Origin of the sequence: Clostridium sp. NSJ-49, assembly GCF_014287725.1 — a bacterium.
GTDB lineage: Bacteria > Bacillota > Clostridia > Clostridiales > Clostridiaceae > Clostridium > Clostridium disporicum_B.
Window position 1 is genome coordinate 1 of the sequence record NZ_JACOOP010000047.1, and the last position, 15,098, is coordinate 15,098.

Here is a 15,098-nt window from a genome sequence, read left to right on the forward strand (position 1 = left end):
GCTAGCTTCACCCCGAAGGGATCAACTCGCTCGACTTGCATGTGTTAGGCATGCCGCCAGCGTTCGTCCTGAGCCAGGATCAAACTCTCAATAAAAAGTTTAATCTGTTGCTCAAATTACTTTGAGTCTTTAATAATTTAAAAACTCTCAAAAGAATTGCTGGTTCTTAATTTATATTCTGTTCAATTTTCAAAGATCATTGTTTATCGCTTCAAGCGACTTTTTTATCTTACCATCCTTAATTTTCTTTGTCAACAGTTTTTTCAAAACTTTCAAACAACATTTTGTTTTCTTGTTCAACATTTTGTTGTTTTGTTGCTTTCCCTCAAGGACATGACTTATTGTACCACAGACCTTGTCATAGTCAGCTAATATTCTCCAATATATTTAAAATTATTTTTATTTTTCTATATTTTTCGCTTTTTTTCTTTAAAATACACATATTGATACACGTGGTAAAGAGTACGGAAATTTAATTAAGAATTAGGAGTTTTTAATTAAAAGTTTATAAAACAAGTTAGCCAAAGTTGATTTAAAAACATTATAAATCAATCAACTTGCTAACTATTAACTATCTAAGTATTGCATTAGATAATGATGGTTTAGTTTTGCATCCTACAATAAGTTTCTCTCCATCTGAATATCCTTCTTCTGATTCCTTTAATTCTTTTATCAATATATTTTTTAACTCTTCTATTCTATCTTTATATTCCAAATCATTTATCGCATTATGAGCTTCGTCTTTATCTTTTATTAAATTAAAGTATTGTTTTTCTCCTGTTTGAGAGAACCAAACATATTTATCTGTTTTAGTTACAATAAATTGATGTGATTTCTGCCCAAAATCATATAAATGCTCTCCATGTATATACTTTCTATCTATCTCTTTTAACATACTTTCTCCATCTAATACTTCTGGAACTTTTCCACCTGCTATCTCTATAAAAGTAGGCATAACATCTCTTAATTCTACAAGACTTTCATCAATGCAGTGTTTTCTTCCTAATAATTCTTCAGGTCCTGATATAAACATAGGTATATGGATGCTTCCTTGGTAAGGCCTTGCTTTTTGAATATAATTATGATCACCCAACATTTCACCATGATCAGATGTAAATATTATTATAGTATTATCCATTACCCTTTGTTCTACTAATGCTTGAATTAATCTTCCTATCTGATGATCTATATGAGTGATACATGCATAATATCCTATTTGCATTTCTCTAACTAATTCTGGATCTAACGGTCCAGTAGTTGCATTATAACGATATCCTATCTTCTTTATTAATTCTTTATCATTCCAATCACCTTTAATAGGTTCTCTTAAACTCATATTTTTATATAAATCAAAATAATATTGCGGGGCATCAAAAGGTGCATGTGGTCTAACAAAACTTGTCATCAAAAAAAATGGCTTTCTTGGATCTCTTCTTCTTAAAAAATCAATACTTTCTGTTACTACCCAATTTGTAGGATGACTCATTTCATCATAAATCCAAGGTCTAGAAACCCATCCATTGCAATCTAAACCCGTATTAACAACATCAGCACTAATTCCTTTTTGATCCTTTAACCAATAAAAATAATCATCAGCAATAAGTTGATTCTCCCCATATGATACATTTGGATATCTATATTCGTGTAAATATCCATCATGAAGTCTTACATTATTAAAACCTAAGTAATTACGCAATGGGTGTACATGCATTTTTCCAACACATTGTGTATAATATCCACTTTTAGTTAATTCACCAGCCATTGTTATTTCATAATTCCAATCTACTCTATCTTCATAACCTACTCTACCTGTATTCCTTTGTGATAATCCTGTATGTAATATTGCACGAGCCGGCACACAAGTTGGACACGAAGAATATGCGTTAGGAAAATATATTCCTTTTGAAGCCAAACTATCTAAATAAGGAGTCTTAACATCAGGATGTCCAGCATATCCTAAACAATCTCCACGCATCTCATCTGTCATTATCAAAATAATATTGGGCCTTTTATCCATATTATAACAACCTTCCCTATAAATAATGATAAAACTTAACACTACAAATATTAGTGTTAAGTTTTATTTATCTTATTTAATCAAAACTTTGTAATGTTAATACTACTTTCTTACTTTTTTCTAATACTAATTCTTTTCTTTTATTATCGTACCAAACTACAACCTTTTGTTAGCCTTTTACTCCTCCACCAGTAACTCCAGCGATAATCTTTTCTGATAAGAAGATATAAATTAAGAATGTAGGTAGGAATACTATAATAACTGCTGCAAAAAGACTTCCGTAATCTCCTACTGCTCTAAGTGCTGCTACCATTGAGAATAATCCAACTCCAACAGACTTCATACTATCTGAATTTGCAAAAATAAGAGCTAAGAAGTACTCATTCCAAACTGCTAAAAAGTTAAAAATTGTTACAGTAACTACTCCAGGTTGAGCTAAAGGAAGCATAATAACCCAGAAGGTTTTCATTGGACTACATCCATCAATAGCTGCAGCCTCTTCATAGCTCTTACTTAAGCTACCAAAAAAGTTTAATAAAAATGTAGTAGTAAACGGTACATTTAAGCAAATATATAAAATTATCAATAACCACCTATTTCCTGTTAAATGAGCTTTAGTTGCAATACTAAATAAAGGTAGTATTATCATAATTACTGGTATACTCATCCCAATTACAAAACTTGTTTTAATTGTCTTATTGCCTAAGAAAGTATAACGAGATAATACATATGCTGCTGGAGCTGATATTAGTAATATCCCTACACATGAAATTGTTGCATAAAATAATGAGTTAGCAAAAAATACACTTACATTTTGAGTTTTCCATGCAGTTAAGTAATTTTCCCAATGAAATCCTGATGCAAATTTTAGAACATCACCTTTAAATATCTCACGAGAAGTAGATAAACTTGCTGCAAAAATCCATCCAATAACTATAACTGTAAATGCTACCCATGCAAAAAGTATTAAATATGCTGGTGCAAGTTTTAATTCCTTTTTCCAATTAATAGGTTCTTTTATTTTCTTTTCTTTTACTTTAGCCATAATTTATCCACCTCCTACATTTCTATCTTTTCTTCTTTTATTAATAAATTCATTACTGCAAATATAATAACAACTATAATTGCTAAAGTAACTCCTACAGCTGCTCCTAATCCTGCATCACGGTTGCTATATCCAGTTCCTCCAAATACAGTTTCGTACATATACACCATCGGTGTTATTGTAGAACCTTCTGCACCTAATGGTGAGAACATCTTTGACCATACGAAAAACATAACAGTATTAATACTCCAGAATGTTAAATTAGTCTTAAACACCCCTTTTAATAAAGGTAGTGTAATACTTGTGAATTGTCTTAGCTTACTTGCTCCATCTATTGTAGCAGCTTCATAATACTCTTCCGGAATTCTTTCTATACCACTTAAAAAAATAAGCATATAATATCCTACAGCCCCAAAGCAGAATGCTATGAGCATTGCCCAGAATTTCATATCACTGGCTAGCCAATTTAACCTAGCTAACTTTTCATTTCCCATTGCTTTAAAAAACCAATTTATGATACCGTATTTTTGTTGGAAAACAAATTGTAACCACATAGTTGCTAATGCTACCGCACTAATAACATTAGGCAAATATATAGCCGCACGCCAAAAACTTTTAAATCTAACTCCACTTGTTAATATTACTGCGAATAATAAAGATATTGTTAATACTATTACTCCTCCAACTACCCATATCTTAAAAATATTCATCATTGATACTTTAAATGAACTAGAAGTTAATAGCTTTAAATAATTTCCAAGTCCTACGGATATCCATTGCTCTTTTGGTGCTGTTACACTACTTACAGAGTAAAAACTTATAAAAACTGTTCTTATAACTGGATATAAAAACATAATGCAGAAAGTAAGGATTGCTGGTGTAATAAATGCAACAATCATAGTCTTATTTTTTTTCATAGTATGCCTCCTATTCAAACTGTGAATATAAAAAGGGCTATTGCAAAGCCAACAATTATAAGATTCTGCAATATCCCTTTATTTAATCAAATTTGATTTTTTTATTATTTTGTTGCGCTTTCCATAGCATCTACAAATTCTTGTGCAGTTAACTTACCTTCGAAAAGTTGTAAGCAATTTGTTTTAATTGTTTCTTTAACATCTGGATTTGCATTTAATCCTGCATTCCAGTCATATGTTTCAGTAAGTGCTAAGAATGATTCTCTAACACCAACTAAATCTTCTGGCCATTCTTCATTTCTAGAGTCAGCTGGAATACCACCACATTCTAAAGCCATTTTTTGATCGTATTCACCAGTTGTTATTTTCATTATTAAATCAAATGCAGCTTGAGCATTTTCACTATTCTTGTTGATTGCAAAACCTTGAGCTCCAACATTAGCTATAGTGTTAGGATCTTTACCACCATCAACTGAAGGATAGTTAAACATACCCCACTCTAAATCACATCCAGTATTATTTGTAATTTCTGCTGGTACCCATGAAGCATTAACTAACATAGCAGCTTCTTCATAACCAACTTCATTTTCTCCTTCTGGATAAGCACCTGGTGCATATTCAGAGAAATAACCTTTTTCTATTAAATCAACTATATCTTGTGCAGCTTTTAAAACGTTTTCGTTTTCAGCCCAATCACCGTTTATAGCTATATTTTCAACTTCAGCTTGTCCAGCATAACGTGCTAAATGATATCCAAACGCATAGTCTACATAAGCATCATCTTGAGCTAATGGAGCAACCCCTAAATCTTTTAACTTTTGGCAAACTTCTAAGAATTCAGCCCAGGTTTGAGGTTCTTTTTCTATACCAGCTTCTTCAAACATAGCTTTATTATAGAATATTCCTGAAGTATATGGTTGATAAGGAATAGTTACTAAACTTCCAGCCCATCTTCTAACACTTGCTGGTAATGCTTTAATTGCAAAATCATCATAGTTAACTGCTTTAGCCATATCTTCTAAATTTAATACTTTATCAGCATATTCTAAAGCTATCTTTTGATAATCCCAATCAAAGAAATCTATCTTTTCTCCAGCTTCAAGTGCTGATTGTAGAACTGTTCCTAAATCTCTACCCTTCCATTCTACATTTACTTTTATTCCTGTTTCTGCTGTATAAGCATCTATAGCTTCTTTGATTACTTTTGCTTGTGGCTCTGTGTTATTCCACATTGACCAATAAGTTAATTCCCCTGAATCAGCTGATACTGTTGTATCATTTCCTGTTGAAGCATCTGCATTTGTAGATCCTGTATCTCCGCTATTATCTTTAGACCCACATGCTGTTAAAGAAAATGCCATACACCCTGCTAACAAAATTGACATAAGTTTTTTCATTTTCATAATATTCATCCTCCCCTTTTTTATACCATTAAATACTTAACTATATGTTATAATAATAATATAGCCTTTTTAGGCCTATGAAAACAATCTCTATATTGGCATTTCCTTTATATATATTGCTATCATAATTAACTTTATTATATATCATGTTAACCTTTTCATCAAATGTTAAGAACTCGACTAATTGTAACATAACTATTATGCTTTTTTGTTAATTTTATAATGTTATTAAATTTAATTTTTATAAAAATTTATATATCTTTAACTTGTTATAAACTTAATATAGAATTATTTTTTAATTAAGTTTATAATAATAAAGTAATATGCACCTATAGCTCAGCTGGATAGAGTGCTGGACTTCGAATCCAGGCGTCGGGGGTTCGAGCCCCTCTAGGTGCACCATAAAACCCTTGTAATTCTTAACTTTACAAGGGTTTTCTTTGTTTATAAATTATATTTTTTAATCTTATTTAACACAACAATAACACAACCAATCATTTATTATGTTATTTAATATTCTAAGAACTAGTAAAACTGTATTTTTATTTAAAAATATCATTAGCTATTTTTAACTGAGTGGATATATCGATCATTGTATTACTTTTTCCTTCTCTTATTTCAGTTAAATATACATTACCTTCATAAGTTGCTAAAATGCTAACCATCAGGTCATTTCCTACTTTATTTGAATATCCTTTTATTGTAATGGTAGTTCCTTTTTCTGTTTGATAATCGCTAAATTTAATATCTTCTAAATAATTATTTAAAGAATCTCCTATACTGTTTGAACAGTTCATAAAAAACATCTCTAATACAGTTTCTTTTATTGTTTCAATATCATCATTTGCTAAACTATTACTCATATAAGTAACATATTGCTCTCCAAGCTCATTGGGTTTATAGTAACCATAATTTTCTTCTACACCTTCTAAACTCTCATTCTCTTTATTTTCAAACTCTTTATCATTTACATCTTCTTTATCAAATGCATCTCCTATTACATTTGATAAATTATCATTTACCGAAGATCCATCAATATATACCTCTTCTATATTAGAAGAGCCATTTTTTACAGAATAATATCTTGTTGAATCTATTCCATTTTCTATTATACTAACCGAAACTACCTTCTTATTTTCTTCATAATCCCACTCAATTTCTGAATTGCTATCTTCTGATATCATATTCAAAAACTCTTCAAAATTATATCCATCTATAGGTGAATCCATATTTTTAACCATATTTATATAATATTCCTTAGATCCCTTTTTAGAAAATACATTTGATAAGATAGCTATACAAACTATTATACCAAGCACAACTACTATTAATTTCTTTTTATTTTTTATTATTAATTCTATTTCCTTCTTAAAAGGATTCAACATATCATTCATTTAAATTATCCCCTTATAATTTTAAATCATTATCTGAATTTATATCAATTTTATTTTTATACTTAAAAAATATATTTTTAATAAATACTCCTATTAAAAATATAATTCCAATTATAATCCCCCATTTCACTATAGATAATATAATCATAAGTAATTTCCCTAATATACTTCCTATAAATGTTAATAAACTCCCTAATAAACTAATTAATATCATTGTTAGAAATGATGAAATTATTAAAATCGTAATGATTTCCAATATAAACGCTTTAAACGAAAAGTACCATACATTCATAACTTTATGATATGTTATAAAAATTACTACCGATATTATTAATATTAAAATTAAACCCATCTACTACACCATTCCTTTTTTGTATTTATAAATATAGATATAATTATATAATCATCAATTTAATTATGATTTTGAAATTTTTCCTCCTCCCTATTTGAATTAATTTTATATCTATTTATCAATATTTTGATCCACTTTTCCGTATATCCTAAACTTCTAGATAATTCTTTAATATTTTTTCCATTATATTTATCAGAAATATATTTAATCATATACTCCTTAGAATATAATCTCATAGGAAAATTAATCTGTTGTCCTTTATAATATTCATATATCTTTTTGGTTACATCTTCTCCTAACACTTCATACATATCACTATATATACCGTTATAATTCTCCCTCTTCATCTCCTAATATCTTCCTTTCATTAATATATAAATAATATTATCTACTTTAAATGTAATTATCATTGTAATTTTTACTTGAATAATTCTTACTTGAATTTCTTATCTACCTATAAATCACAATGTTTATCTCTGCTAGCAACTTATTAAACCTATAAAAAAGCATTTCTTAAAAACATTTCTTCTAAATATATATATGAATAGCTATCTTTTATAAGTGTATATGTACGAGTAACTATCTTTTACAGGTATTAGCTTTATTACATACTTACCTTCTTCAAGATCTATGTATACTAGAGTTTCTTTATCATAACCTGTACCATTACATAGCTCTACAACTTTATTGAATTCTTCTATCAATGTGAATTGAATATAATTAAGTTCTTGTTGTAACTTCTTTAGGTCTATTAATTTCCTATCATTCATTTCAATTATTAACTCTCTAGGATTCCATTGGTTAGATAATCTTCCATCATAGAAGTCGAACCTCATTACTCCAAGAAGTTCTTTACTATCATACTTGAAATACCTTTCTTTACTTAGCTTATTTATCATTTACTTGAACCTCCTTCAATTAGTATTCTGATGGAAAAAGCATTGTAGAATATTCTCCACTATCTATTACATAAACTTTAATCTCATCTTCTATCTGAATATCTTCTATATCTATTTCATATGTGCATGAGTATTCAGGAACTTCTTGGCTTTGATTTATTACAATTCTCTTTCCTTCTTTTCTTATATTGAAAACCTGTAAGTAATCCTGTTCAACTTTTCCTTCATCCTTCAATTTATCAATCATGCTCCACATTATAAGTTGTAATCTTATATCTACCTCCTCATTTACTCCTCTAGTTACATATCTATTGTCTTTCTTGAACATATCTCTTTATCTCCTTATCATTACTAATTTTTATAGTCATCTTTCCACCTCTTATTACCCCTACACATAGAATTCTCTTCATTCCCTTTTACCTCCCTACATAGATAAAGCCTTAATCACTATCCTTATAGCAATTAAGACTTTTATATTTTATTTATTTCTTGTTTTAACATTTCAATGAATCCTTCTGAAAATACTTTTCTACTTATTGACTCTTTTATTAACTCTATTAGTTCTAGCTCTGTTACATCAAGACTTCTTGGAATGTATGTCTCATCACCTCTTCTAGTTGCCTTGTAGACACAGAATCTTACTTCATCTCTCTTTAGTTCTTTGATGTAGATTTTCTCTATTGAGTATGTGTACTCTCCTTCTCCAACTTTTCCTTGGCTTATTATCTTGCAGTACTTAGTTTCCTTGATTATCTTTTCTTCACTCTTCTTACTCACATTAATTCAATCTCCTTATCTTATTCTAGTAGAAACTTAGAAAGTTCTTCTGTTGTTACCACTACAATTGAAAAATCACTAGAAAGTAAAAAATAGTGAAGAAGTCCAATTAACTCCTTCACTACATTCAATTACATCAGTATATTCTGGTACTAAACCATTTAATTTATCTTGCTTTAATATTTTGATATCTACGATATTTTGTGCCACAAGTACATATCCCTCTAAATCTGTATAAATATCTCTTTCTACTCCATAATTTTCATCCAAAATACTTAGTTTTTCTTCAATAGTACTTACCACCTTACTATCTAGGTTCATCTCAGTTAAATTACTTACTTTACTAACTTTTCTCATTATATAACCTCCATCTTTTTATAAAAATATATTTCTTAACTATTTAATACATAGTACTTCAATATAATAATATATATTTATAAGATGAAATTATTTCAAAAGAAGAAAACCTAACTAGTTATTAGTCTCTTATAACTAGTTAGACTCTATTACTAATCTACACAAACATTTGTTGTAATAAGCCTTTTTTCATTTCTCTTAAATCTTCAAGCTTTTTATTTTCTTCTTTTATTATTTTATCTATATTAGATAATAAGTTATCTATTTTAGTTTGTTCTTCTAAGCAAGGAATTTTCATTTTAAAATTAATTAAAAAATCTTTACATACATGAGGAACACCTGATCCCTCTCTCCATACTGACTGAATAATTTCTTTTTTATAATTTAAATACTGGTATACATATATATTATTAGTATTTTTATAAAATTCTATTGATACAAATGTCGATCCTAATACACCTGTAAAACCAGTATAAACCTTACCTGCTTGAGAACCATCCCATAATATTAATACATTCTCTTCTTTTACATCAATATTATTTGTTACATAAACCTTATTGATATTATTTTCTAAATAATCATTACTTAAAAGTACATTTCCTATATTTTCTGTATAGTTAGCACTCTGTCCCCTTTTTTTAGCTTTAATTATTTCAGATAATTTCTTCTCTTCCCACTCAGGATAATCCTGTCCATTCTCATCTTTAAATCTTATTTCTTGTTTAAAGATTTTCTGCATCATACCTTTTTTATATAATTCTAAATCTTTTACTTTTCCTTCTTGCTCTTCTATTATTTTATCTATGTTAGATAAGAAGTTTGCTATTTTTGTTTGTTCTTCTAATGATGGAATTGAATGTATTGTATCAAAAAAATCAGCTACTGATATATTTAATAAACCATGATTTCTTGCTCCTTCAACTGCTATCATAGAAATTTCTTTATTCCATTTATTAGATTCAAAATATTGTGTTAAATAATCTGAATTCACATTTTTTTTAGGTTTAAAACAAATATATAATGTTGATACAGCACCATTTTCATATTTATCTAATCTTTTTACCGCACCAACTGGATATCCAGTTGAATAACTTTTATTATAAGCAAATTCACCTTTGTTCAATAAATAGTAACCCTCTAAATTTTTACTTGCAACAACTTTATTAAAGAATTCCTCTTGGTCAATGAGACCATATTGAGCTGATATAGTAAGAGGTTTTTGAGTTATATTTCCTTTATTTTTCCTAACAACTCTTTCTACTAAATCTAATAGAACATCTTTCTTCCACTCATCTTCAAACCCTTTAAATCTTAATTTAGGTACATTTCTCTTTTCCATTTTTTGTACCTCCTATAGCCCAAGCTCTTTTAAATCTTCTTCTAGTTTTTTATATAGTTCTTCAAGAGTTTTATCTCTATTTTTTATACTTTTTTGAACAGACTTTATATTAATTTCTTCTTCTTCCTCAAAGGTATCTACATATCTTGGAATATTTAAGTTATAGTCATTTTCTTTTATTTCTTCTATGTTTGCTACATATGAGTATTTATCTATTGTTTCTCTATTTCTTATTGTATTTATTATTTTTTCTACATCTTCATCTCTTAAAAGATTTTGATTTTTACCCTTTTCAAAGTCATTTGATGCATCTATAAATAATATATTTTCTTTATCTTTTCTATTATTTTTAAATACTAATATTACAGTTGGTATTGATGTTCCAAAGAATATATTAGCAGGAAGCCCTATAACAGCATCTAATACATTTTTTTCTTCTATAATGTATTTTCTTATTACACCTTCGGCTGACCCCCTAAATAAAACACCATGAGGTAATACAACTGCCATTGTTCCATTATCATCTAATTGATATATCATATGTTGTATAAATGCAAAGTCAGCTTTTGACTTTGGTGCTAGCTTTCCATAGGCTGAAAATCTTTCATCATCTAAAAAGTATGCCTTAGCACTCCAATTTGCTGAATATGGTGGATTGGCTACTATTGCTTCAAACTTCATATTTATATGTTGAGGGTTTTCTAAGGTATCATCATTTTTTATATTAAAATCCTTATAAGAAATACCATGAAGAATCATATTCATTCTTGCTAAGTTATAAGTAGTTGAAACTTTTTCTTGTCCGTAAAATGTTCTAACATTTGCTTCCTTTGAAACTCTAAGAAGTAATGAGCCTGAACCACAAGTTGGGTCATAAACGTTTTTTAAATCCTTTTTATTCATTGTAACTATCTTGGCTAGTATTTTAGATACTTGTTGCGGTGTATAAAACTCTCCTGCTTTTTTTCCTGCATTAGCTGCAAATTGTCCTATAAGATATTCATAAGCATCTCCTAAAATATCTATCTCACTATCGCCAAACTTAAATGGAATACTTGCTATACTTCCCATTACCTTTCCGATTATCTCACTTCTTGACTTTACATCTTTTCCAAGCTTAGTTGACTTTAAATCCATATCATCAAATAAATGGTCAAAATCTTCTTCACTTTCATGACCAAGAGTAGATTCTGTAATATCATTTATAGCTTCCTCTAAAGTTTCTATATCAAAATCTCCTGTTTCTATCCCCCTTAAAAGAACTCTAAAAAGATATTTTGGCTCTATAAAATAACCAATATCACTTACAAGCTCTTCTTGCAGTGCTTCTCTATACTCTTCATCTTCCCAAGCTTCTTCATAGCTTATATTATCTTCTTCTAAAAGCTTTAAAGCTCTTTCTTCTACATTTTCAGAAAGGTATCTATAGAAAATAAGTCCTAATATATAGTTTTTAAACTCACTAGCTTCCATACTTCCTCTTAATGTATTAGCTATATCCCAAAGCTTAGTTTGTAAGCTTCCTTGTTGTTCTCTTTGTTTTTCTTCTGTATTCATGTCTTCCTCCAATTGTGAATTTACCATTATATCCTTTGACATATTACTCATAATCCCAATCTCCATTTAATTAAAACGTAAATTTATTTACATTATCTATAATAAAATCTTTTATTCTATTTGCAAGGCTTCTCTTTTTTAGTAGTCCACCTCTTAGAGAATCTTTAATTTTAGCTCCATCAATTTTCCCAAAATACTCATATTCAGTTAAAAATCCTTTAATATTTTCAGCATCAACTTGAACTTCCTTTGAAATATTTATAATTTCTTCCAATCTTTTTTCTTCAAGAAAATCATTAAACAATTCATCAACTGAATCATCTTTTGACATTTTAGGAACAACTTTATCTAAAAATTCTCTTATAAGGTCTGATTTTAATCTTAAATTTTCATTATCAGTTTTATCTAAAAGCTTTCTTATTTTTTCTACATCTCTTTTAATTTTTTCTTCTGTATCAAAATTTATGTTTCTTAAAAGGTTTAAAATATAAGAAACATTTATTTTATCTGTGTGCATAAGCTCTATTCCAAAATCTATATCAACTAAAATAGATGTTTTTTCTGACTTCTTTACAGCCTCATAAATACTTAAATACTTACTTTTATAATCCTCATATTCTTGCTGTGATATTCCTAAATCATCTTTATTAAACTCAAAATCAGTAAATGTTTTTAATTTTGTAAGTTGTTTTGTAAGCTCTCTAAAAGCTTCTACAAATTCTTTCTTTTCATTTTCATCTTGCATAATATCTATAGATTCTAGGTTTGGAGCTATAGTATAAAGTATAGATAATCTCTCTTTAAAAAGCTGTAAGTAATGGTCATAACTTTTCATTAAAACCACATCTGATGTATCTGTATTAGAGAAAAGACATATAGCTTCATCAGTTTCCTTTTTTAAATTTCTATAACAAACTATATTTCCATAAGGTTTTGTAGCATCTAAAATTCTATTAGTTCTTGAATAAGATTGTACCAATCCATGATACTTTAAATTTTTATCTACATAAAGTGTATTTAAAGGCTTACTATCAAAGCCTGTTAAAAGCATATTTACAACTATAACTATATCTATTTCAGAATTTTTTATTTTGTTTGAAAGGTCTTTAAAATAAGCTTGAAAAGTATCAGTATTATACTTTAAATTTTCCTCTTTATAAAGCTCATTATAATCTTTTATAATTCTCTCTAAACTGTCTCTTGAATGTTCTTTTTTATTACTTAAATCCTCATTATCTTGAAAACTAAAAATTGCTCCTATTTTTAAATCATGATTAAGTTCTTTAAACTTATCATAATATTTAATAAGTGCAGGAATGTTTTGTACTGCAAATAGTGAACAAAATTTTCTTCCATTAGTTTTTTTATCATGATTTGTAATTATGTGATTTGCAATAAGCTCTATTCTTTCATCATCCATAAAAACTTCTTCTTTATCTATAGATTTAACCCTCTCATCCTCATATTCATTTACCTGTCCATCAAAAGTTTTTATATATTCAACTGAAAATCCTAAAACATTTCCATCATTAATAGCATCTTTTATAAGATAACTATGTAGACATTTATCAAAAATATCTGCTGTAGTTCTGCCATCTTGACTTTTATTTTCTAAAAGCCTTGGTGTGCCTGTAAATCCAAAATATTGTGCATTTTTAAAATGTTTATCTATAGCTGTGTGCATATCTCCAAATTGACTTCTATGACATTCATCTATAATAAAGACTACTTTTTCATCTCTATACTTTTCCATTCTATTTGAGTATTTTTCCGATTTTAAAAGTCTTGCAAGCTTTTGAATAGTTGTTACTATAAGTCTAGAATTTATATTTTCTATTTGTTTTATTAAGATACTTGTACTATCTGTTCTATCTACACAATCTTTTTGAAATTTATTAAATTCTTCAACAGTTTGAGTATCTAAATCTTTTCTATCTATCAAGAAAAATACTTTTTTTATTTTTTCTTCATCTGCTAAAAGCTGACTTGCTTTAAAAGATGTTAGAGTCTTTCCAGAACCTGTTGTATGCCATATATAACCATTGTTATTAGTTTCATTAGCTCTTTTCATTAATGCTTCAACAGCATATATTTGATAAGGTCTCATAACCATAAGATTTTTTTCAGAATCTTGAATTATCATGTATTTAGCTATTAAATTATTTAATCTGTATTTATTAAAAAAGCTTTCAGTAAATTGACTTAAATTAGTTATACGTTTATTTTTTTCATCGCTCCAAAAGAAAGTAAAATCAAACTTTATATCTTTATCGCTATTCGAGTAATATTTAGTATCTACACCATTACTAATTACAAAACATTGAATATATCTATAAAGACCTTTAAAAGAATGTCTCCTGTATCTTTCTATTTGATTAAAAGCTTCTTTAAAGTCTTTCCCCCTTCTTTTAAGCTCTACTTGAACCATAGGAAGCCCATTAATTAAAATAGTTACATCATATCTATTTTTATATTTACTTTCCATAGTTACTTGATTAGTAACTTGAAAAATATTATTATGATAATTTTTCTTATCAAAAAATTCTATGTAGATAGAAGTACCATCTTCTCTTTCAAGTACATATTTATCTCTAAAAAGTTTAGCACTTTTAAAAATGCTTTTGCCTTCTAAATAAATAAGAATTCTATTAAACTCTTTATCTGTTAAAGGATCATCTTTTAACTTTTTTTCGTTAAATTTATTAAGCTGTATTCTAAAGTTTTTCTTTAAAGTATCTTCATCATCTATTTTAACTTTTTCATATCCTTGTTTTACAAGTTGTAAAATCAATTGTTCTTCTAATTCATATTCACTTTGATATGTCATGACTACCCCCAAAAATGTAACATAAAACTATAGTATAATAATACTATAATGTAAAAAAATATAAAATACTTAACTAAAAAACGACAACACATTTCTGCATTGTCGTTGATTTTATGATATAAAGAAATCATTAGCAATACCAATTCTCTAGCCAATTATAGTAAAAACCTCATTTACTTATGATATGGTTCTCCGTAACAATGATAAATGAGTT

Annotated in this window: 14 protein-coding genes, 1 tRNA gene and 1 rRNA gene; 1 reads left to right on the plus strand and 15 read right to left on the minus strand. The window is 28.0% G+C overall.

Annotated elements, in window-relative coordinates; genetic code table 11:
- From H8S10_RS14160 to H8S10_RS14180, 5 genes are all read right to left on the minus strand, one after another.
- Positions 1-95 (minus strand): 16S ribosomal RNA (locus tag H8S10_RS14160); the annotation flags it as partial.
- Positions 96-571: 476 nt separating this feature from the next.
- Complete coding sequence (locus tag H8S10_RS14165) at positions 572-2,017, minus strand: arylsulfatase (RefSeq protein ID WP_186839307.1); 1,446 nt, start codon at positions 2,015-2,017, stop codon at positions 572-574.
- A 169-nt stretch (positions 2,018-2,186) separates the two neighbouring features.
- A complete protein-coding gene (locus tag H8S10_RS14170; protein WP_186839308.1) occupies positions 2,187-3,062 on the minus strand; it encodes a carbohydrate ABC transporter permease in 876 nt (291 codons plus the stop codon).
- Between the two features lie 14 nt (positions 3,063-3,076).
- Positions 3,077-3,979 carry a sugar ABC transporter permease gene (locus H8S10_RS14175; RefSeq protein ID WP_186839309.1) on the minus strand — a complete coding sequence of 301 codons (903 nt, stop codon included), beginning with the start codon at positions 3,977-3,979 and terminating at the stop codon, positions 3,077-3,079.
- Between the two features lie 104 nt (positions 3,980-4,083).
- Positions 4,084-5,382 (minus strand): extracellular solute-binding protein, encoded by a 1,299-nt coding sequence (locus H8S10_RS14180; protein WP_055268379.1) that lies wholly within the window; start codon positions 5,380-5,382, stop codon positions 4,084-4,086.
- 325 nt (positions 5,383-5,707) lie between these two features.
- Here H8S10_RS14180 and H8S10_RS14185 point away from each other — a divergent pair.
- Positions 5,708-5,784 (plus strand) — tRNA-Arg (locus H8S10_RS14185).
- Positions 5,785-5,924: 140 nt separating this feature from the next.
- Here the strand turns inward: H8S10_RS14185 and H8S10_RS14190 are convergent.
- From H8S10_RS14190 to H8S10_RS14235, 10 genes are all read right to left on the minus strand, one after another.
- A complete protein-coding gene (locus H8S10_RS14190) occupies positions 5,925-6,776 on the minus strand; it encodes a hypothetical protein (protein WP_186839310.1) in 852 nt (283 codons plus the stop codon).
- Positions 6,777-6,789: 13 nt separating this feature from the next.
- Positions 6,790-7,128, minus strand: coding sequence for a hypothetical protein (locus H8S10_RS14195; protein ID WP_186839311.1), 339 nt, complete (start codon positions 7,126-7,128; stop codon positions 6,790-6,792).
- A 59-nt stretch (positions 7,129-7,187) separates the two neighbouring features.
- Entirely contained in the window at positions 7,188-7,475 is a 288-nt protein-coding gene (locus H8S10_RS14200; protein ID WP_186839312.1) for a Mor transcription activator family protein, read from the minus strand.
- Between the two features lie 201 nt (positions 7,476-7,676).
- Complete coding sequence (locus H8S10_RS14205) at positions 7,677-8,027, minus strand: hypothetical protein (protein ID WP_186839313.1); 351 nt, start codon at positions 8,025-8,027, stop codon at positions 7,677-7,679.
- A gap of 19 nt (positions 8,028-8,046) precedes the next feature.
- A complete protein-coding gene (locus tag H8S10_RS14210) occupies positions 8,047-8,355 on the minus strand; it encodes a DUF960 family protein (protein WP_186839314.1) in 309 nt (102 codons plus the stop codon).
- Between the two features lie 143 nt (positions 8,356-8,498).
- Positions 8,499-8,804, minus strand: coding sequence for a hypothetical protein (locus tag H8S10_RS14215; protein ID WP_186839315.1), 306 nt, complete (start codon positions 8,802-8,804; stop codon positions 8,499-8,501).
- Between the two features lie 78 nt (positions 8,805-8,882).
- Complete coding sequence (locus tag H8S10_RS14220) at positions 8,883-9,161, minus strand: hypothetical protein (RefSeq protein WP_347707681.1); 279 nt, start codon at positions 9,159-9,161, stop codon at positions 8,883-8,885.
- Between the two features lie 157 nt (positions 9,162-9,318).
- Entirely contained in the window at positions 9,319-10,500 is a 1,182-nt protein-coding gene (locus H8S10_RS14225) for a restriction endonuclease subunit S (RefSeq protein WP_186839316.1), read from the minus strand.
- Between the two features lie 12 nt (positions 10,501-10,512).
- Positions 10,513-12,057, minus strand: a complete 1,545-nt coding sequence (locus H8S10_RS14230; RefSeq protein ID WP_186839325.1) for a type I restriction-modification system subunit M — start codon at positions 12,055-12,057, stop codon at positions 10,513-10,515.
- A gap of 70 nt (positions 12,058-12,127) precedes the next feature.
- On the minus strand, positions 12,128-14,884 hold the full coding sequence (locus H8S10_RS14235) for a type I restriction endonuclease subunit R (RefSeq protein WP_186839317.1): 2,757 nt from the start codon (positions 14,882-14,884) through the stop codon (positions 12,128-12,130).
- Positions 14,885-15,098: the final 214 nt, after the last annotated feature.